General features: G+C 71.8%; 25 protein-coding genes. 15 read left to right on the top strand and 10 right to left on the bottom strand.

Translation table 11 applies throughout. The features are described from left to right. The 3 genes from ABH940_RS05075 to ABH940_RS05085 all read left to right on the top strand — a co-directional run bounded on the left by ABH940_RS05075 (position 1) and on the right by ABH940_RS05085 (position 2,665). Complete coding sequence (locus tag ABH940_RS05075; RefSeq protein WP_370061181.1) at positions 1-717, top strand: ABC transporter permease; 717 nt, start codon at positions 1-3, stop codon at positions 715-717. Positions 718-872: 155 nt separating this feature from the next. Continuing rightward, positions 873-2,063, top strand: a complete 1,191-nt coding sequence (locus tag ABH940_RS05080; protein ID WP_370104445.1) for a sensor histidine kinase — start codon at positions 873-875, stop codon at positions 2,061-2,063. Then, the gene (locus tag ABH940_RS05085; RefSeq protein WP_370104447.1) at positions 2,060-2,665 is read left to right on the top strand and encodes a response regulator; all 606 of its coding nucleotides are present in this window, start codon (positions 2,060-2,062) and stop codon (positions 2,663-2,665) included. The genes ABH940_RS05080 and ABH940_RS05085 overlap by 4 nt, the downstream gene beginning before the upstream one ends. A gap of 15 nt (positions 2,666-2,680) precedes the next feature. On the opposite strand, the gene ABH940_RS05090 is transcribed toward ABH940_RS05085, so the two are convergent. From ABH940_RS05090 to ABH940_RS05105, 4 genes are all read right to left on the bottom strand, one after another. Beyond that, the gene (locus tag ABH940_RS05090; protein ID WP_370104448.1) at positions 2,681-3,361 is read right to left on the bottom strand and encodes a VC0807 family protein; all 681 of its coding nucleotides are present in this window, start codon (positions 3,359-3,361) and stop codon (positions 2,681-2,683) included. Further along, entirely contained in the window at positions 3,358-4,005 is a 648-nt protein-coding gene (locus ABH940_RS05095) for a TetR/AcrR family transcriptional regulator (protein ID WP_370104450.1), read from the bottom strand. Before ABH940_RS05095 ends, ABH940_RS05090 begins: the two co-directional genes overlap by 4 nt. Positions 4,006-4,071: 66 nt before the next feature. After that, a complete protein-coding gene (locus tag ABH940_RS05100) occupies positions 4,072-4,920 on the bottom strand; it encodes a transglutaminase family protein (protein ID WP_370061170.1) in 849 nt (282 codons plus the stop codon). Positions 4,921-5,006: 86 nt separating this feature from the next. Beyond that, positions 5,007-5,897: a GNAT family N-acetyltransferase gene (locus ABH940_RS05105; RefSeq protein ID WP_370104452.1), complete on the bottom strand. Its 891-nt coding sequence runs from the start codon at positions 5,895-5,897 to the stop codon at positions 5,007-5,009. Between the two features lie 244 nt (positions 5,898-6,141). Here ABH940_RS05105 and fdxA point away from each other — a divergent pair, with 244 nt between their 5' ends. Further along, entirely contained in the window at positions 6,142-6,468 is a 327-nt protein-coding gene (gene fdxA, locus ABH940_RS05110) for a ferredoxin (RefSeq protein WP_196192807.1), read from the top strand. 27 nt (positions 6,469-6,495) lie between these two features. Next, a complete protein-coding gene (gene dapC, locus ABH940_RS05115) occupies positions 6,496-7,644 on the top strand; it encodes a succinyldiaminopimelate transaminase (RefSeq protein ID WP_370104454.1) in 1,149 nt (382 codons plus the stop codon). Positions 7,645-7,883: 239 nt separating this feature from the next. Here the strand turns inward: dapC and ABH940_RS05120 are convergent, their stop codons facing one another. Beyond that, entirely contained in the window at positions 7,884-8,573 is a 690-nt protein-coding gene (locus ABH940_RS05120) for an ATP-binding protein (protein ID WP_370061163.1), read from the bottom strand. Between the two features lie 334 nt (positions 8,574-8,907). Next, positions 8,908-9,930 (bottom strand): heavy metal transporter, encoded by a 1,023-nt coding sequence (locus ABH940_RS05125; protein WP_370061161.1) that lies wholly within the window; start codon positions 9,928-9,930, stop codon positions 8,908-8,910. 238 nt (positions 9,931-10,168) lie between these two features. On the opposite strand from ABH940_RS05125, the gene dapE reads away from it, so the two are divergent. Together dapE and ABH940_RS05135 are read left to right on the top strand one after the other, a co-directional pair. Beyond that, positions 10,169-11,269, top strand: coding sequence for a succinyl-diaminopimelate desuccinylase (dapE, locus tag ABH940_RS05130; RefSeq protein WP_370061159.1), 1,101 nt, complete (start codon positions 10,169-10,171; stop codon positions 11,267-11,269). 90 nt (positions 11,270-11,359) lie between these two features. After that, positions 11,360-12,184, top strand: coding sequence for a TIGR00730 family Rossman fold protein (locus ABH940_RS05135; protein ID WP_370061157.1), 825 nt, complete (start codon positions 11,360-11,362; stop codon positions 12,182-12,184). A gap of 28 nt (positions 12,185-12,212) precedes the next feature. Here ABH940_RS05135 and folP read toward each other — a convergent pair whose 3' ends face one another. After that, positions 12,213-13,088: a dihydropteroate synthase gene (folP, locus tag ABH940_RS05140; protein WP_370061155.1), complete on the bottom strand. Its 876-nt coding sequence runs from the start codon at positions 13,086-13,088 to the stop codon at positions 12,213-12,215. A gap of 86 nt (positions 13,089-13,174) precedes the next feature. Here folP and ABH940_RS05145 point away from each other — a divergent pair, with 86 nt between their 5' ends. After that, positions 13,175-13,666 carry a DivIVA domain-containing protein gene (locus ABH940_RS05145; RefSeq protein ID WP_370061153.1) on the top strand — a complete coding sequence of 164 codons (492 nt, stop codon included), beginning with the start codon at positions 13,175-13,177 and terminating at the stop codon, positions 13,664-13,666. Beyond that, positions 13,663-14,232, top strand: a complete 570-nt coding sequence (locus ABH940_RS05150; protein ID WP_370061151.1) for a DNA-3-methyladenine glycosylase I — start codon at positions 13,663-13,665, stop codon at positions 14,230-14,232. The genes ABH940_RS05145 and ABH940_RS05150 overlap by 4 nt, the downstream gene beginning before the upstream one ends. A 30-nt stretch (positions 14,233-14,262) precedes the next feature. Here the strand turns inward: ABH940_RS05150 and ABH940_RS05155 are convergent, their stop codons facing one another. Continuing rightward, the gene (locus tag ABH940_RS05155; RefSeq protein WP_370061149.1) at positions 14,263-15,063 is read right to left on the bottom strand and encodes an enoyl-CoA hydratase-related protein; all 801 of its coding nucleotides are present in this window, start codon (positions 15,061-15,063) and stop codon (positions 14,263-14,265) included. Between the two features lie 356 nt (positions 15,064-15,419). Here ABH940_RS05155 and ABH940_RS05160 point away from each other — a divergent pair, with 356 nt between their 5' ends. Beyond that, a complete protein-coding gene (locus ABH940_RS05160) occupies positions 15,420-15,587 on the top strand; it encodes a DUF3117 domain-containing protein (protein WP_370061147.1) in 168 nt (55 codons plus the stop codon). 139 nt (positions 15,588-15,726) lie between these two features. On the opposite strand, the gene ABH940_RS05165 is transcribed toward ABH940_RS05160, so the two are convergent. Next, positions 15,727-16,329 (bottom strand): O-methyltransferase, encoded by a 603-nt coding sequence (locus ABH940_RS05165; protein ID WP_370061861.1) that lies wholly within the window; start codon positions 16,327-16,329, stop codon positions 15,727-15,729. Between the two features lie 348 nt (positions 16,330-16,677). On the opposite strand from ABH940_RS05165, the gene sigE reads away from it, so the two are divergent. The 5 genes from sigE (at position 16,678) to ABH940_RS05190 (ending at position 21,461) form a co-directional block, all read left to right on the top strand. After that, a complete protein-coding gene (sigE, locus tag ABH940_RS05170; protein WP_370061145.1) occupies positions 16,678-17,400 on the top strand; it encodes an RNA polymerase sigma factor SigE in 723 nt (240 codons plus the stop codon). Further along, a complete protein-coding gene (locus ABH940_RS05175) occupies positions 17,397-18,389 on the top strand; it encodes an anti-sigma factor (RefSeq protein WP_370061142.1) in 993 nt (330 codons plus the stop codon). Before sigE ends, ABH940_RS05175 begins: the two co-directional genes overlap by 4 nt. Positions 18,390-18,633: 244 nt before the next feature. Next, positions 18,634-20,010 (top strand): S1C family serine protease, encoded by a 1,377-nt coding sequence (locus ABH940_RS05180; RefSeq protein WP_370104456.1) that lies wholly within the window; start codon positions 18,634-18,636, stop codon positions 20,008-20,010. A gap of 141 nt (positions 20,011-20,151) precedes the next feature. Beyond that, positions 20,152-20,616 carry a sec-independent translocase gene (locus ABH940_RS05185; RefSeq protein WP_370061138.1) on the top strand — a complete coding sequence of 155 codons (465 nt, stop codon included), beginning with the start codon at positions 20,152-20,154 and terminating at the stop codon, positions 20,614-20,616. Positions 20,617-20,771: 155 nt separating this feature from the next. After that, positions 20,772-21,461, top strand: a complete 690-nt coding sequence (locus ABH940_RS05190; protein WP_370104458.1) for a hypothetical protein — start codon at positions 20,772-20,774, stop codon at positions 21,459-21,461. Between the two features lie 155 nt (positions 21,462-21,616). Here the strand turns inward: ABH940_RS05190 and ABH940_RS05195 are convergent, their stop codons facing one another. Then, positions 21,617-22,771, bottom strand: coding sequence for an Mrp/NBP35 family ATP-binding protein (locus ABH940_RS05195; RefSeq protein ID WP_370061134.1), 1,155 nt, complete (start codon positions 22,769-22,771; stop codon positions 21,617-21,619). Positions 22,772-22,882 lie beyond the last annotated feature (111 nt).

Genomic DNA, 22,882 nt, shown 5'->3' on the forward strand with positions numbered 1-22,882 from the left:
ATGTCCCAGCTGGTGAAGCTCGAGATCCTGCGGGTGCTGCGGAACAAGCGCTACCTGTTCTTCACCGTGGTCTTCCCGGTGATGATGTTCCTGCTGTACTCGTCGCAGTTCAAGAACGAGACCTTCGACGGCATCTCGTACCGGACCTACTACATGGTCTCGATGGCGACCTTCGGCACCCTCGGGGCCGCGCTCAACACCGGGATGCGGATCTCGCTGGAGCGCAAGAGCGGTTGGACGCGCCAACTGCGCCTGACCGCGCTGCCGGGCTGGGGCTACCTGCTCTCCAAGGTCGCCGCGGCGGGTGCGCTGACGCTGCCGTCGGTGCTGGCCGTCTTCGCACTGGGCGCGGTCCAGGGCGTCCACTTCGCCCCGCTGACCTGGGTCGGCATGGGCCTCGCGGTCTGGGGCGGCGGCTTCGTCTTCGCCGCGGCCGGTGTCGCGCTGGGCTACGCGGCCGCGCCGGACGCGGTGCAGCCGATCACCATGATCGCCTATATGGGCATGGCGTTCCTCGGCGGCTCCTGGTTCCCGATCACCGGCGGCCTGAAGTCGATCGGGCAGTACACCCCGGTCTACCTGTACAACGAGATCGCCAAGTACCCCGTCAACGGGGTGAGCGTGAGCGTCTCCCAGGTCGCCGGACTGCTCGCCTACCTGGCCGTCTTCGGCGCCCTGGCAGCATGGCTCTACCAGCGGGACCGCAAGGCCCTCTGAGGACAAGGCAGGACAGCGGTGCGGAGAGTGCGGCGGGTGGACAGGACGGTCGGGAGGCCGCCCGGTCCACCGCGGCCGCATCCAGGCACGGACGGGGGTAAGAAGGCGATATGAGCGAGTGCGAGTCGGGGCCGCCGAACCCGGTGAGGGTCGGGATGCCCCCCGACAACCGGCGGCAGATGTTCATCAAGCTGTGCTGGATGCTGCTCTGGCTGGTCTACCTGGCCTATCCGGTCACGGACCTGCTCAACGGCGACCACACGGTGGCCGGCGACGTCTACGGCTGGGTGATGCTCGCCGCCTTCCTCGCCTGCTACGTGACGCTGATCATGCGCCGCCAGGCGCGGCTCGACCCCTGGCAGCCGTGGTTCGGCTGGGTGCTGGCCGCCATGCTGGCGATCGCCGTGACCACGACCCTGTCGCTCGACAGCGCCTGGCTCGCGCTCTTCGCCTACACGGCCGTCTCGTCCGGTGCCGTGCTGCCGTCGCCGTACGGGTTCTACGGCGTGATCGGGGTCTCCGGGCTGCTGGTCACGTTGGGCCTGGTGACGCACGCGGACGGTGGTGCGCTGGTCGGCATCACCCTGGGCGGGCTGCTCGGTGGCCTGGCCATGACCAGCCTCATGCAGTTGGTCGCCACCATGCGCGAACTGCGCGAGGCACGACAGGCGGTGGCCGCACTCGCCGCCTCCGACGAACGGCTGCGCCTCGCCCGCGACCTGCACGACCTGCTCGGCCACTCGCTGTCGCTGATCACCCTCAAGACCGAGCTGACCGCCCGTTTCCTCGACCAGGAGCGCTACGAGGAGGCGCGGGCCCAGGTCGGCGACATCGAGAAGGTCTCCCGGCAGGCCCTGGTCGACGTCCGCGAGGCGATCGGCGGGTATCGGCGGCCGAAGCTGGCCGTGGAGCTGGCCGCGGCGCGCACCGCGCTCAGCGCGGCGGACATCCAGATCGACGCGCCGCTCGACCTGGCCGATCCACGTCCCGGGCTGGGCCTGGAACAGGAGGGGGCGCTCGGCTGGGCGCTGCGCGAGGCGGTCACCAACGTCGTCCGGCACAGCGGCGCCGCGCTCTGCCGGATCCGCCTGATCGAGGACTTCGCGCCGGAGGGCGCGGTCGGCCGGGTGCTGACGCTGGAGGTCGCCGACAACGGTTCGAGCGGCAAGCACAGCACTCCGGGCAACGGGCTGACCGGCCTCGGCGAGCGGCTCGCGCTGGCCGACGGATCGCTCGACGCCGGGCCGGCCAAGCGCGGCAAGGGGTTCACCCTCCGCGCGACCGTGCCGCTGCGTCAGCGGATCGATGCCGATCACGAGCCGGTGGCCGGTACCGTGCAGGAGTGATCAAAGTTCTGCTCGCCGAGGACCAGGGCATGGTCCGCGAGGCGTTGGCCGCTCTGCTCGGCCTCGAGGGCGACATCGACGTCGCGGTCCAGTTGGCGCGCGGCGACGAGGTGGTGGCCGCGGCCAAGGCCCACGACGTCGACGTGGCACTGCTGGACATCGAGATGCCCGGCCTCACCGGGATCGAGGCGGCGGCCCAACTCCGGCGCGCCTGCCCGGGAGTGAAGATCGTGGTGCTGACCACCTTCGGTCGCCCCGGCTACCTGCGCCGCGCCATGGAGTCGGGTGCGGACGCCTTCCTGGTCAAGGACGCCCCGGCGGCCCAACTCGCCGAGGCGGTCCGCCGGGTGCTCCGCGGCGAGCGGGTCATCGACCCGACCCTCGCCGCCGCGGCGTTGGCCGAGGGCGCCAACCCGCTCACCTCCCGCGAACGCGACGTGCTGGCCGCGGCGGCCGACGGCTCCGCCAACGCGGAGATCAGCCGCCACCTGCACCTGTCCGAGGGGACGGTGCGCAACTACCTGTCGGCGGCGATCCAGAAGACCGGCGCGCGCAACCGCACGGAGGCCGTGCGGATAGCGCTGGAGAAGGGCTGGCTCTAGGGCCTGCTTCCGGCCCTATGCCTGCTGGCGTTGGGGTCGTGGCAGCAATCCTGCCTCGCGGAGGGGGTCGTAGAGGCGGGAGCCGCTGTAGTAGAGCCCGGAGACGACGTAGTAGATGTTGGTGATCACGATGAGCACCACCGACGTGACCACGTAGAGCAGGGTGCCGAGCCCGGGGACGGAGTCGACCGGCAGCGTGTAGGCCATGATCACCCGCACCGCGGAGTCGCCGAGCAGGGCGATCCCCCAGAGCACGCTGCCGACCTTCCAGACCCGTCGGAACCGGGGGAGTCGCTCCCACAACTCGTCCCAGTCACCGGGGATGTCGGCCATGCGGCGGCGTCCCTCCAGTATCGGCCGGGTGTACAGGAAGGCCAGCGGCCGGGTCGCCCACACCGATGCGATGAACCAGGCCCCGGTGACCCCGGTCAGCCATCCCTCGCGGGCCAGCAGGAACCGCGGGCTGCCGCTGATCAGCGAGACCAGCGCGCTGAGCACCAGCATCGAGAGCATGTAGAGCGCCAACCCGTCGGTCTCGCGCGACCGCAGCCACCGTACGACCGCGAAGCCGGCGGGCAGGACGGCCGAGAGGACCAGCGTCAGGTAGAGGCCGACTCCGGCCGCCCGCAGGACGTAGAACATGGCGGTCGGCGCGGCGAAGTCGCCCACGAAACGCATGATCTGACGTGCCTTCATGACAGCTTCGCCCCCTGTGCGGTGGTGACCGCGGCAGCTGTGCCGAGGCCGAAGAGCGTCACCAACTCCTCGGCGTAGGCGTCGAGATCGAGGTCCGGCGCGGTACGCAGCAGGTACGGCAGCCCGTCCAGTGAGCGCTGGATCGTCGCGGCCAGCACGAAGCTGTCGAATGTCCGGAAGTCGCCGCTCTGCTGGCCGGATTCGAGGATCTGCTGCAGCGGCGAGAAGACCCTCCGCTCGCCGTCCCCGTCGTGGCCCCCGTCGTCGACCTCGGCTCCCACGCCGAGGAAGACGGACATCAGCGCGTCCATCTGCTTCCGGTGCGTCGCGACGAACGCCACCACCCCACGGATGTACGCGGCGAGCGCGCTCGGCGGATCCGTGGCGTCACGCATCCGCTCGGCCATGAAGGCGCTGATCTCGCCGTAGACCTGGGCCATGACGGCCTCGATCAGCTCGTCCTTGCCGGCGAAGTGGTACGAGATGAGCCGCGTACTGCTGAGCTGCGCCCGCTCCGCGATCCGCGCGAAGGAGGCCTGGCCGTAGCCGAGTTCGGCGATGGTCTCGATCGTCGCCGCAATGATCTGCGCGCGCCGCGCGGTGGCGGCGACGGAGCGAGTACGACTGGCGTCGTTTACTGGCATGAGTAAAAAGTACGTCGACTGAGTAACGAAAACAAGAGGGGACGGTGCAACGTCCCGGTCGAGGGATCAGTTCAGCCGGTGCCGGGCGGCCTTCGCTTCGAGGCGAACCCGCGCCGCCGACTCCGGGTCGAAGGCGTCCAGGATGGTCGCGTACTCGTCCATCTGCTCGGCGCCCTCCAGGAAGTGGCCCGTCTTGACCAGGAGTTCCGCGCGTTCCAGGCGCAACTGCGCCGGGTGGCGGGGGAGCAGCAGGGCCAGCTCCGTGGCCCACAGCTGGGTGCGCGCGTGTTCGGGCCTCGCCGAGGCCCAGTTGCGGATGTTGGCGAGGATGCGGAGCACGATCTCGTGCGGCTCCGCAGGTCGCAGCAGGTCGGGGGTCAGCCGGTAGCCCGCCTCGCGGGCCAGGTCGGAGGCGTCGTCGGGGGTGAGCAGTTGACCGCCGTGGAACGGGTCGACCAGGACGTGCTCGCCCTGCGGATCGCCCACGCCGACCACGAAGTGCCCCGGCAGGCCGAGCCCGTAGACCGGGAGCCCGGTCCGCGCGCCGACCGCGATCCAGACCGCGCTGACCGTGATCGGCAGCCCTCGCCCGCGCCGCAGCACCTCGTGCAGCAGCGAGGACTCCAGCCGGTTGTAGACGCCCTGGCCGCCGCGCAGATCGGCGGAGCCGGCCAGGACGCCCGCCAGCAGCGCGGCGGTCTCCGCCGCCGAGCCTGGCGGCGCCTCCCGGACGGCCGAGGCGACCGACGCCGCCAGGCGATCCAGAGCGCGCAGCGCCGGGGCGAGGGCCTCCTCGATGCCGCCCGGTTCGGCGACCAGATCCACCTCGAAGCCCATGAGCAGGCACAGTTGTGCGAGGTCCGGCCGTTCCGCGCGGGCCTCTTCGGCGAACCGCGCTCTGCTCTCCTCGCTCACGGGCGAGGATTCTATGCGCGCTGCGTGTGACGAACCTGCATCGTCGACGGATCGAACGGGCGGGCGCGTTGCCCGAAGGCCCTGGATCAGGACCCGAGTCGGGCGTAGCGGTACCGGTAGACGACGTCGAAGCCGAGCTTGTCGTACAGCGCCTGCGCACCCTCGTTCTCGGCCTCGACCTGCAGATACGCGGCCGTGGCGCCCTCCTCCGCCGCCCGCGCCGCCAGCACGGACATCAGCGCCGTGGCCAGGCCGCGCCGCCGCGCCTCCGGCGCTACCTCTATGGCGGCCATCCCGACCCACGCGCCGTCCACCACGGCGCGGCCGATCGCGGCCGGCCCGCCGCTGATCTCCGGCAGCGAGACCGAGGCGAACCACACCGAGGGCCCGCTGTGCAGCAGTGACGTTGCTGCCTTCACCTTCGCCGGGTCCCCGCCCACCCGCTGGTAGCGGGCCAGCCACTCTGGACCGGCCGTGCGGAACAGCCGCACGTCCGCGTCGGCGTGGCGGGTGGCCCGGACCAGGTCGGCCAGCGGCGCGGTCCGGACCAGCGTCTCCGCCTCCGACGCGCCCCGCTCCGCCAGCGCCGCGCCCAGCCCCTCGGGGGAGCCCGGCTCGGTGACCTCGACGTAGCCGGGCAGACCGCGCTCCGCGTACCAGGCCTGGACGTGGGTAAGCGCCTCCGGCAGCGGCAGGCCCGGATCCCCGAGCGTCTGCGCGGAGTTGCCGCGCCGGGTGAAGCCGGAGGACGCCCGCAGCATCCACTCGCCCAGCGGCTCCTGCTCCAGTGCGGCCCAGCCGCGGGCGGCGATCCGCTGCAGTTCGGCCGGGGTCGGCGACTCGGGCGCGCTTGCGGACCGGCGCACCGGCGCGGGCGGGACGGGCTTGCCCGCCACGACCTCGGCCACGGGAACCGCGACCGCCTCACCGGCCCGGTTCACGACGGTCAGTACCCCGTTGTCCCAGGATGTGAACACACCGAGCACATCCGTGAACAGCGGGCGACCTTCCCGGAACCCGGCAACACGCCGGATCATCACGCGTCGTCCCAGGTCAGACGGGTTGAGCCGGACTCCAGCGCCCGCGTGTCCGATACCTTGGGACGTCATGACCGCCACCTCCGTTACATCCAGTGCCTTCGACCGGCGATACTAGGGGCGGGCATCGACGACGCCGCGCTTCCCTTGCGCGTATGTAGCCCCTACGAGGAGGAATGACAGCGTGACCTACGTCATCGCGCAGCCTTGTGTCGACGTGAAGGACAAGGCGTGCATCGAAGAGTGCCCGGTCGACTGCATCTACGAGGGCAAGCGGTCCTTGTACATCCACCCGGACGAGTGCGTCGACTGCGGCGCGTGTGAGCCGGTCTGCCCGGTCGAGGCGATCTTCTACGAGGACGACACTCCGGACGAGTGGAAGGACTACTACAAGGCGAACGTCGACTTCTTCGACGACCTCGGTTCGCCCGGTGGTGCCTCCAAGCTCGGTGTGATCGACAAGGACCACCCGTTCATCGCCGCGCTGCCGCCGCAGAATCAGGACCACTAGGACCACGGACCACTGGGGACCACTCAAGTGACCTCGTCGCACGACAGCACCGCCGCGCCGTCCCTCCTCGGAGGGGCGGCGCGCCGCGTCTCAGCACTTCTTCCGGCGTTCCCCTGGGACCGCCTGGAGCCGTACAAGGCCACCGCCTCGGCCCACGCCAACGGCCTGGTCGACCTCTCGGTCGGCACACCGGTCGACCCGGTCCCGAAGCTGGTGCAGGACGCACTGGCCGCGGCGTCGGACAGTCCGGGCTATCCGACGGTCTGGGGCACCACGGCCCTGAAGGACGCCCTGGTCGGCTGGGTCGAGGGCCGCCTCGGCGCGGAGGGCGTCACGCACCACAACGTCCTGCCGCTGGTCGGCTCCAAGGAGCTCGTCGCCCTGCTGCCGTGGCAGCTCGGCCTCGGCGCAGGCGACCGGGTCGCCCTCCCGCGGCTCGCGTACCCGACGTACGAGGTGGGCGCCCGCCTGGCCCGCGCGGACTACGTCGTCTACGACGACCCGACCGAGCTGGACCCGGAGGGTCTGCGGCTGCTCTGGCTCAACTCGCCCTCCAACCCGACCGGTCGGGTGCTCGGCGTGGACGAGCTGCGCCGGATCGTGGCCTGGGCGCGGCAGCACGGCGTGCTCGTCGTCAGCGACGAGTGCTACCTGGAGCTGGGCTGGGAGGCGGAGCCGGTCTCGGTGCTGCACCCGGACGTCTGCGGCGGGTCGATGGCCGGTCTGGTCGCGATCCACTCGCTGTCGAAGCGGTCCAACCTCGCCGGTTACCGCTCGGCGTTCGCCGCGGGCGACGCGGACGTCCTGGGCGAGCTGCTGGAGGTGCGCAAGCACAGCGGCTTCATGGTCCCGGCCCCCGTCCAGGCCGCGACCGTCGCCGCCCTGGGCGACACGGCCCACGTGGCGGAGCAGCGCGAGCGCTATGCCGCGCGGCGCGCGTCGCTGCGTACGGCGCTTACGGCCTACGGCTTCCGGATCGAGCACTCCGAGGCGAGCCTCTACCTGTGGGCGACCCGGGACGAGCCGTGCTGGGACACCATCGCCGACCTCGCCAAGCACGGCATCCTGGCCGCGCCGGGCGAGTTCTACGGCGAGGCGGGCGCGAACTTCGTCCGCGTGGCCTTCACGGCGACGGACGAGAGGGTCGCGGCCGCGGTCGCCCGTTTGCGGGCGTAACCCTTACTGCCTCGGGACGTTGCCAACGTCCAGGGGCGCGAGGCTCTGCTGAGCAGGTAGTTGCACAGCCGGGGGCGCGAGGAACTGCGCGACAAGCCATTGTGAGTGGTGTGTCGCCGAACGAGCAGGGCCATCCGGACAGGGTGGTTGCTCGTGCAGTTCCTCGTGCCCCTTCTTGCATGGTTGCTCGCCTGCCCAGCCGCTCCCGTCCCGGGGACTGACGCTGCGCAGGAGCCGTGCTACCCCAGCGGGAGGCCGCCGACGCCCGGGAGGACGTTGGTGACCGTGCTCAGCGGGGAGTTGGCCGCGCCGCCCAGGCCGGGGAGGCTGCCGAGACGCTGGGCCGGGGCCTCGCGGGTGACGCCGCCGAGCGCGCCCTGAGCTGCCGTCAGCGGGGTGTTGACGGGCAGGCTCTGGAGCGGCAGCGCACCGAGCGGACCCGAGGCGGGGGCCGGAGCCGCCGCCGGGGCCTGAATCGGCGCCGACAGGGGCGCCCCGGCCGGCGCGGCCGCCGTGCCGTCGGTCGCAGCCGCGGGCATCGCCCGGGTGCCGGTCAGCGCGCCCGTGCCGTGGGTCGCGGTGACGGCCTGGCCGGCCAGGCCGACGACCTGGAGGGCGGACTCGCCCAGCGAGCGGTTGGCGATCGGGACGGCCTGGCCCGCCGTGCTGCCGGCCGCGTCGGCGACCACCGGGACACCGTCGCTGACGGCCCGGCCCGCGCCCGTGCCGGCCAGCTCGCCGGTCTGGTGCGTGGCGCTCTGGAGCTGGCTGCCCAGACCCGCCGTGTCCAGGCTGCTGACACCGCCCAGGTCGGGCACCGTCGGCAGTGCAGGGGCGGCCTGCGCCGCACCCGCAGCGATCACCGGGGCCGCACCGGCCGCGACGACGAGGGCGGCCTGGACGATCCGACGCGAGAGGGGGAGAGACATGGTGCTCCTAGTGATGGGACGACAGGACCCGTCCGCCGGGCGGACGTGGTGATTACCGCCCCAGGAGCAAGAAGGTTGCGGCCGTTCCGGGTAAAGAGTTCCCCAACGACATCGATGCAATGTCCGTATTTGTCTACATATAAGAAGCGCCGTCAGGCCTTCGGGTGAAAGGTTTCCTCACAGTCCCCGCACGGGTTTTCTGTTCGGTCGCGAGAGATTTCGGCGGAGCCGACCCGAATGGCCCAATTCGTCAACCTGTGGCGGTTCGGTTAACTCTTCTGGGGAGCCCTGTGGGCTCCGAAGTTGCCGCCCTGTCCGGAGATCTGAGGCTCCGTCAGGACGAGGCAACGGTCAGCCGGACGTCGGTCGGCGAGCTCGACGACACGTCGGACGCCGGGGCGGCGGACGCCGACGCGGAGCCGTCGGCCGCGACCCAGCCCTTGTCGGAGGCGTCGGCCGTCCACGCCTTGCCCGCGTACGTGACGCCGGTGATGTGCAGGTCCTTGGCGTGCGCGACCGCCCACTGCGCCACCGCCCAGCCGTGCTCCGTCGGATACGCGCCGCCGTGCACCTGGACGTCGAGCCGGTCCTGGGTCGGGCCGGACGGGGACGCGCCGGAGGAGTCGGACGAGGAGGCGCCCGCCGCGCCCAGCGGCGTGGTGCTGACCACGTGGCCGAAGTCCTTGGACAGTGCCGCCGACACGTCGGACGTGCCGGTCCCGGCGCTCGCGGCGCCGACGCCGTCGACCGTGCAGCTGAGCCCCGCCTGGACGCGGCCCGTCAGCGCGCCGGACAGCGTGGTCGCGTCCGCCTCGTGCTGGGCGTAGGCGTCCGGGTAGGCGCTGTGCTGAACGTCCTGCGCGGCCTGGGTGAGCGGGAGTTGGGCGTAGCCCGGGATCTGGACCAGCTTGTCGAGGAACCTGTTGGTCGCGTAGACCGGGTCCGCGATCTGCTGCGGTGTGCCCCAGCCCTGCGAAGGACGCTGCTGGAACAGGCCGATGGAGTCGCGGTCGCCGCCGTTGAGGTTGACCAGCTGCGACTCCTGCATCGCCGTGGCCAGCGAGATGGTGACCGCGCGCTCCGGCAGGTTGCGCGCGGTGGCGACGGCGGCGATGGTGCTGGCGTTCTCCATCTGGTCCAGGTCGAGTTGGACGATGCCGTCCGGGGTGTCCGCCTGGCAGCCCTCGGAGAGCGGGCCGGGCAGCAGGCCACGGCCCTTGCCGATGAGCACCACCACGACCACCGCGAGCACCGCCAGGATGGCCAGCGCAGGAAGGCAGGCCAACCAGCGTCGGCGTCGACGTCGCGGCGGACGGGCCTCCTCGTGCCCCGCGCTCATCATCTCGCTCAGACTCACCCCGCCGTCCCTTCCCCGGTGTCGCTGCCGCCGGCCTCGGCCGGTCCCTGCCCGGTGCTCGTCACTCAGCGCTCGTCGACAACCGTCGATCCGTTCGACTCGCCCCAATTAGGCCGACTGGCACCCTACCGACTGGGACGGTGCTGTTGGGACTACGGTTCGCCTGCGTACCTGTGAGCTGCGCCGCTCAGCAGGTCTCGGGTTAACCGGCAGGCAAAGCCACGTAGGCTGGCTGTCCATGAGTCGCCATGTCGCTTCCGCGCCCGCCGCGCCCGCCGTGCCCGAGCTGGATCTGAGTCTGACCGGGGCGGAGCTCACCGCCCGCCTGGTCGACATCCCCTCCGTGAGCGGTTCGGAGCAGCAGATCGCCGACGCCGTAGAGGTCGCCCTGCGGAAGCTCCCGCACCTGACCGTGGAGCGGGACGGTGACGCGATCGTGGCCCGGACCGACCTCGGCCGCTCGGAGCGGGTCATCCTGGCCGGTCACCTGGACACTGTGCCGATCGCCGACAACCTGCCCTCGCGCGTGGAGGGCGACCTGCTCTGGGGCTGCGGCACCTCGGACATGAAGTCCGGCGTAGCCGTCCAGCTGCGCATCGCGGCCACCGTGCCCGAGCCCAACCGGGACCTGACCTTCGTCTTCTACGACCACGAGGAGGTCGAGGCGAGCCGCAACGGCCTCGGCCGCCTGGCCCGCAACCACCCGGAGTGGCTGACGGGCGACTTCGCGGTGCTGATGGAACCGAGCAGCGCCCAGGTCGAGGGCGGCTGCCAGGGCACCCTGCGCGCCGAGATCCGCACCAAGGGCACCCGCGCACACTCCGCCCGCAGCTGGCTGGGCGAGAACGCGATCCACAAGGCCTCGCCGATCCTTACCCGCCTGGCCGCCTACGAGGCTGCGCGGGTCGAGATCGACGGCCTGGAGTACCACGAGGGCCTGAACGCGGTCCGGATCGAGGGCGGCGTCGCCAACAACGTGATCCCGGACGAGTGCCTGGTCGTGGTCAACTTCCGCTACGCCCCCAACCGCACGCCGGAGGAGGCGACGGCGCACGTCCGCGAGGTCTTCGCGGGCTTCGACGTCGTGGTCACCGACTTCGCCGCCGGAGCGCTGCCCGGCCTGTCGGCCCCGGCCGCCGCGGCATTCGTCGAGGCGACCGCGACCACCCCGACGGCCAAGTTCGGCTGGACCGACGTGGCGCGCTTCTCCGAGCTGGGCATCCCGGCGGTCAACTACGGTCCGGGCGACCCGAACTACGCCCACAAGCGGGACGAGCACTGCTCGCTCTCCGCGATCGAGGAGTGCGAGAAGCGGGTCCGCGCCTGGCTGACCGCCTGACCGGAGCCCATGCGGCTGACGTGAGGCCGGTGGCGGACGGCCAACGGAAATCCACCCGCGCGTTGATCTCCCGACGTACGCTGCGGAGGTATGACAGACGACCGCAGCCACCAGCCAAACGATCACGTCAACGGCCCCGAGCAGGTCCGCCTGCGCGGCAAGGTGCGCGTCAAGCACCGAGGGCCGGTGCTGCTGCGCGGGGACCAGGTCGACTCCAGTACCACCGACCAGCGTCTGCTGGACTCCGCCGGTCCGTCCGACTGGCTGCACACCGACCCGTGGCGGGTCATGCGGATCCAGTCCGAGTTCGTCGAGGGCTTCGGCGCCCTCGCCGAACTCGGACCGGCGGTCAGCGTCTTCGGCTCGGCCCGGACGCCCGTCGACTCCGTCGAGTACAAGGCCGGGGTCCGGATCGGCCGCGCGCTGGTCGAGGCCGGCTACGCGGTGATCACCGGCGGCGGGCCGGGCGCGATGGAGTCTGCCAACCGCGGCGCGTTCGAGGCGGGCGGCACCTCCGTCGGCCTCGGCATCGAGCTGCCCTTCGAGCAGGGCCTCAACGACTACATCCACCTCGGGCTGAACTTCCGGTACTTCTTCGTCCGGAAGACCATGTTCGTCAAGTACAGCCAGGGCTTCATCGTGCTGCCGGGTGGCTTCGGCACGCTGGACGAGCTGTTCGAGGCGCTCACACTGGTCCAGACGCACAAGGTCACCAGGTTCCCGGTGATCCTCTTCGGCACCGCGTACTGGTCCGGCCTGCTGGACTGGATCAGGAACACCCTCATCGCCGAGGGCAAGGCCTCCGCGGGCGATCTGGAGCTGGTCCAGTGCACCGACTCCGTCGAGGAGGCCGTCAAGATCCTGGAGGCCAGCCGCACCAACGGCCACCCGCAGCCCGCCCACAACCCGGAGTAGGGGTCGGCGGCAGCGCGCGGGAGGTCGCTCAGGCCAGCCCCCGGCGGGCGACCGCCGGGGGACGGGTGCCACGGATCGAGGCGACCATGTCGAGCACCTGCCGGGTCTCGGCGACCTGGTGGACCCGGTACACCTGGGCCCCCAGCCAGGCCGAGACCGCCGTGGTCGCGAGGGTGCCGAGCAGCCGCTCACCGACCGGCTTGTCCAGCGTCTCGCCGACGAAGTCCTTGTTGGAGAGCGAGACCAACACCGGCCAGCCGGTCTCGGTCATCTCCGGCAGGCGGCGGGTCGCCTCCAGCGAGTGGCGGGTGTTCTTGCCGAAGTCGTGGCCCGGATCGATCAGGATGCCCTCGCGCGGGACGCCCAGCGCCAGCGCCCGCTCCGCCTCACCGGCGACCGTGCGCTCCATGATGTCCGCCATGACGTCCGCGTACTCGACCCGGTGCGGACGCGTCCGCGGCTCCGTACCTCCGGCGTGGGTGCAGACCAGGCCGACCCGGTGCTTCGCGGCGACCTCGGCCAGCAGCGGATCGACGCCGCCCCAGGCGTCGTTGATCAGGTCCGCGCCCACCTCGCAGACGGCCTCGCCGACCTCGTGCCGCCAGGTGTCCACGCTGAGCACCACGTCCGGATGCCGCTCCCGCAGTGCGGCGACGAAGGGGACGGTGCGGCGCAGCTCCTCCTCGACCGTGACCTCGTCCCCGGGCCCGGCCTTGACGCCGCCGATGTCGAGGATGGCCGCGCCCTCGGCCACCGCCTTGTCGGCTGCGGCGAAGGCGGCCTCGTCGGTGAAGGTCGCGCCCCGGTCGAAGAACGAGTCCGGGGTGCGGTTGACGATGGCCATGATCACGAGCTCGTCCGGAGCGAAACTGCGGGTGCCGAGCTTCAAGGGCCTGCGGGCCATGCGTCCTCCCAGGCTGGTACGCCATGATGGCTGTCAAACGTTTGGGGCTCGTCCATGATCCCCCACCGGCAGCCTGGAGTGGGCCCGTGTTCTGGTTGATCCTCGTCCTGATGGTGCTGGTCGTCGGCGCGGCCGCGCTGGCCGCGCTCGGCGCGGGCGGTTCCCTCCCGGACGCCGAGCGGGACCGGCTGGCGGCCGGCCTGCCCAAGGACCGGTCCGTGGCCCACGACGACATCGACGAACTGCGCTTCCCGATGGCGCTGCGCGGCTACCGGATGGACGAGGTGGACGACACCCTGGACCGCCTGGCCGCGGAGCTCTCCCAGCGCGACCACCGCGTCGCGGAGCTGGAGCACGCGCTCTCCGCCGCGCTGGCACCCGCGCGTGGCGCGAGCGCGGGCGCGGGCGCGACTCCGGAGGCGGTGGCCGAGGGGTACCAGCCGACGATCCAGCTCGGGAAGGTCGAGATACCGACCGGGCCGGAAGAGAAGGCCGAGACCGAGAAGGCCGCGACGGAGAAGGCCGAAGACGGTGCAGGCGACCACGAGCCCGACGAGCCGGAGGACGAACAGCGATGAGTGAGGCGGTTCGGGGCGAGGACGGTCTGCTCCGGTGTCCCTGGGGTCTGTCGGCTCCGGACTACGTCGAGTACCACGACAGCGAGTGGGGAAAGCCGGTCCACGGCGACTCCGCGCTGTACGAGCGGCTCTGCCTGGAGGCGTTCCAGTCGGGCCTGTCCTGGATCACCATCCTGCGCCGCAGGGAGGGCTTCCGGCGGGCCTTCGACGGGTTCGACCCGGCCAAGGTCGCGGCCTACGACGACGCGAACGTCGAGCGCCTGCTCGCGGACGAGGGGATCATCCGCAACCGCGCGAAGATCCTGGCGACCATCGCCAACGCCCGTGCCCTGCTGGAGCTGGACGGCACCTCGTTGGACGCCCTGATCTGGGGCTTCGCCCCGGACCCCGCTCCGAAGGCACCCACCTCCCTCGTGGAGGTCCCGGCGGTGACGCCGGAGTCGACGGCCCTGGCCAAGGAGCTGAAGCGGAAGGGTTTCCGCTTCGTCGGCCCCACGACGGCCTACGCGATGATGCAGGCCTGCGGCCTCGTCAACGACCACCTTGCGGACTGCTTCGCGAGGTAGTTGCCCTGTCCGGCGTCACCGAACGCCGGATCAGGCTCCGGTGAATCGCGGCTTCTCCTTGGCCAGGAAGGCCTGGACCGCGATCCAGTGGTCCGCCGACGCGCCGGCGAGGGTCTGGAGTTCGTCCTCCTTCGCCAGCGTCTCCACCAGCGAGTGGGACGAGCCGTACGCCAGCGAGGACTTGATCGCGCCGTAGGCGACCGTCGGGCCGTCGGCCAAGGTGCGGGCGAACGCCCGTGCCTCCGTGGCGAGTTCCGCGCTCGGGACCACGCGGTTGGTCAGGCCGAGGGTCAACGCCTGCTCGGCCTTGATGGTCTGAGGGAACATCAGCAACTCGGTGGCCTTGGCGTGGCCGACCAGGCGCGGCAGGGTCCACGACGCGCCGGAGTCCGCCGTCAGGGCGACCCCGGCGAAGGACGTGTTGAACCCGCCGTGCTCGGCGAGCAGCCGGAAGTCGCAGGCCCAGGCCAGCGCCGCGCCCGCGCCCGCCGCCACGCCGTTGATCGCGGCGACGACCGGCTTGCGCATCGTCGTGAGCGCGGTGACCAGCGGGTTGTAGTGCTCGTGGACCGTCGAGAGCGCCGAGCCGCCCGACTCCCTGGCAGCGCTCAGGTTGCCGACGTGCTCCTTGAGGTCCTGGCCCACGCAGAACGCGCGGTCGCCCGCGCCGGTCAGCAGGACCGCGCGGACCGAGGCGTTCTCCGCGGCGTCCTGCGCGGCGTCGCGCAGGGCCACCTTGGTCGCGGTGTCGAGCGCGTTCATCGCCTCGGGGCGGTTGATGGTGAGGGTCGCGAGCCCGTCCTCGATCTCGTACAGCACGCTGTCGGCCACGTCCGGCTCCTCCTGGTCGTCACTGGTCGTCCCAGATGTCCCTGGTCAGCATGACGGATGCCACCTACCGGCGTAGATGTGACGTAGCCCACTTTCCCTCGGTTTCCACGAGCGGAACAGGGGCACCTCACACGGCGGCAGCCTGCCCGCGAGAGAGGGGAACTGAGGTGCGGTCGGAAGGCGTGTTCGAGTGCAGTCGGAGGTGCACCGAGAGGCCGCTGGGGCTGGGGTGATGCGTGACGTTGGTCATCGGACGGTCAGATGCGGGATACTGGTACTCCGATCAGTGCGTTCGAAACCGGCGGTGGACGGGCCGTGGGGTTCGGCTAGGACCAGGTGCAGGAAGGGGAACGAGCATGGCGGCCATGAAGCCGCGGACGGGCGACGGCCCGCTCGAGGTGACCAAGGAGGGGCGGGGCATCGTCATGCGAGTTCCGCTCGAAGGCGGCGGACGGCTCGTGGTCGAGCTGACGCCCGACGAGGCGCAGGCGCTCGGCGACGCCCTGAAGGACGTGTGCGGCTGACCGCACACCCTCAGCTCCACGAGCTCCAGGAGCTCCACGACGAAGGCCCTGTCCCGTTCGGGACAGGGCCTTCGCCCGTCAGCGCTTCCTCAACCGGGGCGCCGCCGACTGCTTCGCCACGCCACCGCGTCGTGGCTCGTCACCGCTTCACCGCGGCGAGCAGTCCGTCGCCGACCGGCAGCAGCGCCGGGACCAGGTCCGGATGCTCGCGGACGGTCCGCACCAGCTCTCTGACCGCGAGCGCACCCACGCCCAGCGCGCCCTCGAAGCAGACCGTTCCCCCAGGTCGGAGCAGGCGCAACGATTCAGCAAGGTAGCCCGTCGACTCCGCCGGATCGCCGTCGCAGAAGACGAGGTCGTACTGGCTGTCCGCCAGCCGTGGCAGCACGTCCAGCGCCGGGCCCGGGATCAGCCGTGCGCGGCTGGAGGCGAAGCCCGCCGCCGCGAACCCCTCGCGGGCCTGGCGTTGCAGGCCGGGGTGGATGTCGACGGTGGTCAGTACCCCGTCCGGGCGCATTCCGCGCAGCAGGCAGATGCCCGACACGCCGGTGCCGGTCCCGATCTCGGCCACCGCGCGGGCGGCCGTCGCCGCCGCCAGCAGACGCAGCGCCGCGCCGCTGCCGGGGGAGACCGGACGGACCGTGGCCGCGAGCGACAGCTCACGGGCGCGTTCGAGCACCGCGTCCTCGACGGCATAGGCGTCGGCGAGGGCGGCGTCCGCCTGTTCCCCGTAGCCGCTGATGCCTTCCTCCTGTGCCCCGAGTGTGCCCGAGTGTGCCCGACGCCTGAACTGTGTCGATTTCTGGCCACAGGTTAGTGGAGTGGAGCGGAACCGGGATCAAGGCCCGGCCGTTGGAAACAGATGAACGCCGCGTGCGAGCGCGGCGGAACGAGAACGGCGCACCGGGCGTATACACAACGCCCCAGGTGGGTCGTATGGTGATTGGCTTTTTATCCGGTGCTAACGGGTGGTGCGGATATGGTGGTGGCCCTGCTAGGCAGAAGAGCCGATCGAGGAGGTGTGGCTGAGGGGGGCGCTCGATCGCGGCACTTTCGCGGCCCCGCGCCGATCCGTACGCCAAAGCCCGTGATGAGTGAGTCGCAGCCCGAGTACGCGCCCGTCGACGAGACGGCTTCGAACGGCCAGCCCGGTGAGACCGTGTCCGACGGTCAGACCGCCACCTTCGACGACCAGAGCGCCACGGCTGCATGGACTCCGCCCAGTTGGGAGGAGATCGTCCAGACCCACAGCGCCCGGGTGTACCGCCTCGCCTACCGCCTGACCGGCAACCAGCACGACGCCGAGGACCTCACCCAGGAGGTCTTCGTCCGGGTGTTCCGTTCGCTGTCCACGTACACGCCCGGCACCTTCGAGGGCTGGCTGCACCGGATCACCACCAACCTCTTCCTGGACATGGTCCGCCGCAAGCAGCGGATCCGCTTCGACGCGCTGGCCGAGGACGCCGCCGAGCGGCTGCCCAGCCGTGAGCCGTCGCCCGCGCAGCAGTTCCACGACACCCACTTCGACGCCGACGTGCAGCAGGCCCTGGACACCCTTGCCCCGGAGTTCCGCGCCGCCGTCGTGCTCTGTGACATCGAGGGCCTCTCCTACGAGGAGATCGCCGCCACCCTGGGCGTCAAGCTCGGCACCGTGCGCAGCCGCATCCACCGTGGCCGGGCGCACCTGCGCGCCGCCCTGCAGCACCGCGCCCCCGGCGCGAGCGAGGGCCGTGAGCGCCGGGCCGGTGTGGACGTCGATGCCGAGGCACAGCTGTTGGCCGCCGAGGCGTTGGACGGGAGGCGGTCCTCGTGAGCGAGCGGCCCCGCCGCGCCGCGCGGTCGGAGGCAGCAGAGCTGCGGGTGACCCCGGTCTCCGTGGCCGTGCCCGCGTCTCCTGCGCAGGAGCACCACCTGGGCGACCGCCTGGCCGCCTTCATCGACGGCGAGCTGGACCACGGCGCCCGCGAGCGCGTCCAGGCCCACCTGGCCACCTGTCCCACCTGTCTGGCCGAGGCTGAGGAGGCCCGGCAGCTCAAGTCGCGCCTGCGCGAGGTGCTCCCTCCGGACCCCAGCCCGGTCTTCATGACCCGGTTGCTCTCCATCGCCGCGCCCGGGGCGGGCGACGACGGCGAGGGGCCGTCGTCGGGTCAGCCGGTCGCCGGTGCCGCGCGCGGCGTGCGGTCGTTGTTCGGCGGCTCGGGTTCGGGCTTCGGCTCCGCCGGCGGCCTGGGCGGTGGCGGTCTGCGGGGCAGCAGCTTCGGCTCCGGCGCGTTGGGCGCCGACCATCCGGTGCCCGGCGTGGACCCGCGCGCCCGCCGTGAGCGCTCCTCCCGCGCCCTGCGCGAGGTACGCGAGCCGCGGGATTCCGGCGGCCACGCAGGCAACGACGGTGGGAGCGAGGGCTCCCGACGCGAGGAGCCCCGTCCGATAGCCGCCCGGCTCCGCGCCGGGGTCGGGGGCGGGCTGATGCCGAGCCAGCCACTGTCCGGCGTGCTGGCCGCGGCGGCGGCGCCCATGGGCACGCAGCGTGGCCGACGTCTGGTCTTCGCCGCGGCGGGCGCCTTCTCGGTCGCGGCGGTGACCCTGAGCACCGCGTTGACGGGCGTCTCCGCCTCCTCCGACGCCCCCGCGGACGTCTCCCCGCTGTCCGGCACGGGCAACTACGCCCCCGCCGGGAGTCAGCTGGCGCTGGAGAACCTCCACGGCAACGACAGCGCCGCGCAGGAGGTCATGCACCGCACCACGGCGTTCCACCCGATGTCGGATCCCTCGGTGGTCCCGGCCCGTCGGCTGCTGCCCTGACCTCTGCACTCCCCGGCAGGAACGCTGACGGATCTCGGCAGGATCTCGCAGCAACCCTGCGCTGAACCCTCTGCGTGCGGGCGGGTCGGACTCCGGTCCGGCCCGCCCGTGGCGTTGCTTCCGATGCTCACGCGTGGCCGAACAGCAACTGTTCGCTGACTGAGAATGTGCGCGAACGGTAGCCCCGAGCCGTCGGTTCCTGTTTCAATCGCCATGGCAGCAAGGCGTTGAGGAGCAGTTCGGCATGGCAGCGGAGCAGCAGGTGGAGGAATCCCCGACTCCCCGGCAGAGCCGCCGATGCGCGCCCGCGTGGTGGAGTCACCCCGACGGGCCGGGCCCCGGCCGGGAGCCGATCTTCAGGCGGCGCGAGGAGCCGCGGGATGGCGACGCCGTGCGCGGACGCGCCCGTGGCCTGCGGCGACTGCTGCACATCCCGGCCCAGCGCGCGGCCCGCGGCTCGGTGTCGCGGCGCTCGCGGACGCTGCGGCCCCAGCGGACCGCGCGGACCAAGCGCCGGACCCCGCCGTTCGGTCCGAGGCTGGCCTCGCCGCGCGGGATCCTGATCGTCACCGTGGTCGTGGTCGTCGCCAGCCTGATCGGCGGCGGTCTCGGCGTCGCCGTCGAGGGTGCCCGGCAGGGCGGTCGGCTGACGCTGTCGAAGGCGCCCGCCACGTCCAAGACGCCCAGCCACACGGCCGAGGTGCTGCACGCGGTCCTGCCCGGCATCGTCTACCTGCAGGTGGTGGCGGACGGCCAGCAGACGACGGGCACCGGCGTGCTGCTCGACGCCGACGGCCACATCCTGACCAACAGCCATGTCGTCGCCCCCGACGGCACCCCCGGCACGGTCACTGTGACCTTCAACACAGGCCAGCGCCACCCGGCCACCCTGGTCGGGCGTGACGTCGGCACCGATCTGGCGGTGCTGCGGGTCACCGGCGTCTCCGGGCTGACCCCGGCGGTCCTCGGTGACTCGGACGACATCCAGGTGGGCGACCCGGTGATGGCTGTCGGCGACCCCTACGGCCTGCGCGGCACGGTCACCTCCGGCATCGTGAGCGCGCTGGACCGCCCGATCGTCTCCGGCCCCGGCATGCCCGGCGGTCCTTCGTACCTGGACGCCGTGCAGACCGACGCCGCGATCAACCCCGGCAACTCCGGCGGCCCGCTGCTGGACGCCAGCGGCACCGTGATCGGCATCAACACGGTGATCCGCTCCGCCGACCCGGACAGCACGGACCCCTACGGCAACAGCAGCGACAGCGGCAGCATCGGCCTCGGTTTCGCCATCCCGATCGACCAGGCCGCCGCCGTCGCCGCCCAGCTGATCGGCACCGGACACGCCGACCCGCCGATGATCGGGGTGACCCTGGACCGCTCCTTCCAGGGCGGGGCGAAGATCACCGCAGTGGCCCAGCGGAAGTCGCCGCTGCACGTCGGCGACATCGTCACGGCGGACGACGGCATCGCGGTCACCGACGCGGACGACCTGATCGCGCTGGTCCGCGGCCGCAAGGAGAACGCGGAGACGGTCCTCACCGTGCTGCGCGACGGCGACAGCCTGCCGGTGGTGGTCCACCTCACCTCGGGCCCGTCCGACACGACGTCCACCCGGGCCTGACCGCTCCGGACATGCCGGACATGACCGCTCCGACGCGGCCGGAGGGAGGATTCACACCTGCGGTTCCGCGGGCGCTGGTCCGTCCCGCGCCCCGGGCGATTAGTCTGGAGCCGTCACCACGTCATCAGGGGAGCCCACGACATGTTCTTCGACATAAGCCCACTCGAGATGGTGGTGCTCGTGGTCCTTGCCGTGGTCATCTTCGGCCCGGACAAGCTGCCGAAGATCGTCCAGGACGTGATGGGCTTCATCCGCAAGGTGCGCGAGTTCTCGGACAGCGCCAAGCAGGACATCCGCAACGAGCTCGGCCCCGAGTACCAGGACTTCGAGTTCCAGGACCTGCACCCGAAGAACTTCGTGCGGAAGCAGCTGACCAAGCACGGCGACGAGTTCGGTCTGGACGAGCTCCAGGAGCTGAAGAACGGCTTCACCCGCGACGCCGCCGACGCCAGTGCCGCCGTGCGGGCGGTCCGCGCCGACCCGCTGGCCAAGGTCGCCCCGGGCGAGTCCGGCTCCGCCACGCCGTCGTCGACCTCCGGCAACCGCCCCGCGCAGCCGCCGCTGACCAGCGACGAGAGCGCGCCGTACGACCTCGACGCCACCTGATCTCCCGCACGGCGGGGTCTGACCCGGCCTGCTCGAACGGACCAGCGGGCCCGCCCTTCGGCGACCCGGTGGGCGCGTAGCCGCCTGCGGTACACGATCGCCTCCCTCCTCCCCGGTATGGTTCTGCCGGGGCGGACCAGGAAGAGGAGGCCGGTATGGACGCCACGAGCCACGCCGTGGGAGACGCCGTCATGGGGGAGAACGCCGCAGCGGCGTCGGGCGGTACTGCCGGTGCGACGGCTGGTGCCACGGCCATCGCGCCGGGCTTCCCGGACGCGGAGTTCCCCTGGTACGGCCTGGACGACGCCTGGACCGGCCGCCGCTGGTTCGGCACGGTCGGCACCTCGCCGGACGGCAGGGTCGTGGATTACGGCTCGCTGGGCCACGGCGAGGAGCCCGTCCGCTCGTACCTCTCCCAGGATCCGTCCGAGGGCCGACGCTTCGCCGTCGTGGTGACGGTCGCCAGCCGTACGGCCCGTCGCCTGGACGACGGCACCGGCATGCTGGAGGCCACCTCCATCGCCTCCGCCGCCTGGCTGGCCGGCTCGGGACTCCTGGCCGCCACCGAGCACGCCCCGATGGAGCGGACGCTCCGTCAGGACTGGCTCGACCAGCAGACCGCCCTCGCCTGGGACCTCGCCGACGACATCGACGGCCCGGCCTGGTCCTCGCTCACCCTCCCGGTCAACGGAACCCCGCAGGCGTTCCGCTACCGCGAGTCCGAGTACGGCTGGGTCCTCGCCGGGGACGCCCCCGGCGTCCACCTCGGCGCCTACGGCCGCGGCGTCAGCGCCTACGGCCTCGGCTTCACCACGGTCACCGACCTCGGGTCGTACGGGCAGTAGCCCTCGCGACCGCCCTCGCGACCGCCCTCGCGACAGCCCTCGCGACCGCCCTCGCGACGCGTCTGACGATGAACGCCGACCGTTCCCCCGCAGGTCAGGGGAGCGGTCGGCGTTGTGAGTGGCGGCGTGGCGGGTCGGGGAAACGACCCGGCCGGTCAGAACTTGTTCTTGGGCGTCAGTCCGAGCGACATGCCCGAGAGGCCGCGCTGGCGGTTGCCCAGCTTCGTGGCGATCGCGCGGAGCGCCGCGCCCGCCGGGGAGTCCGGGTCGGAGAGGACGACGGGCTTGCCCTCGTCGCCGCCCTGGCGGAGCTGGATGTCGATCGGGATGTTGCCGAGGACCGGGACCTTCGCGCCGGTCGCGCGGGTGAGCGCGTCCGCGACGGTCTGGCCGCCGCCGGTGCCGAAGACGTCGACCATCTCGCCGCAGTGCGGGCACGGCATGCCCGACATGTTCTCGATGACGCCGACGATGGTCTGGTGCGTCTGCAGCGCGATCGTGCCGGCCCGCTCCGCCACCTCCGCCGCGGCCTGCTGCGGGGTGGTGACCAGCAGGATCTCCGCGTTCGGGACCAGCTGGGCCACCGAGATGGCGATGTCGCCGGTGCCGGGCGGCAGGTCGAGCAGCAGCACGTCCAGGTCGCCCCAGTAGACGTCGGCCAGGAACTGCTGCAGCGCGCGGTGCAGCATCGGGCCGCGCCAGACGACCGGGGCGTTGCCCGGGGTGAACATGCCGATCGAGATGACCTTCACGCCGTTCGCCGACGGCGGCATGATCATGTTCTCGACCTGGGTCGGGCGGCCCTCCGCGCCCAGCATGCGCGGCACGCTGTGGCCGTAGATGTCGGCGTCGACCACGGCGACCTTGAGGCCCTGGTCGGCCAGCGCCGCGGCCAGGTTGACCGTCACCGAGGACTTGCCGACGCCGCCCTTGCCGGACGCGACCGCGTAGACGCGGGTCAGCGAGCCGGGCTTGGCGAAGGGGATCTCCTTCTCGGCCTGGCCACCGCGGAGCGACGTTGCCAGCTCCTTGCGCTGCTCGGCGCTCATCACGTCGAGCTCGACCTCGACCGAGGAGATGCCGGGCACGCGACCGACCGCGTCGCTGACCCGGTTGGTGATGGTCTCCCGCATCGGGCAGCCGGACACCGTGAGGTAGACGGCGACCTTGGCCGCGCCCGCCTCGTCGACGGCGACCGATTTCACCATCCCGAGCTCGGTGATGGGCCGGTTGATCTCTGGGTCCTGCACAGTCGCCAGGGCGGCGTGCACGGACTCCTCGATGGGGGTCGCCTGTGTGTCGGAAGCCATAACGGAATGGTACGGCGGCGGGGCGGGCCCGCTGACCCGTCAGTAGCGTGCAGCGGGTCACATCGGCAGGTCAGCCCGGCCGCAGGTCTGTGGCCACAGTTTCGCGGCCGC

Source organism: Streptacidiphilus sp. BW17 (genome assembly GCF_041262485.1).
Taxonomy (GTDB): domain Bacteria; phylum Actinomycetota; class Actinomycetes; order Streptomycetales; family Streptomycetaceae; genus Streptacidiphilus.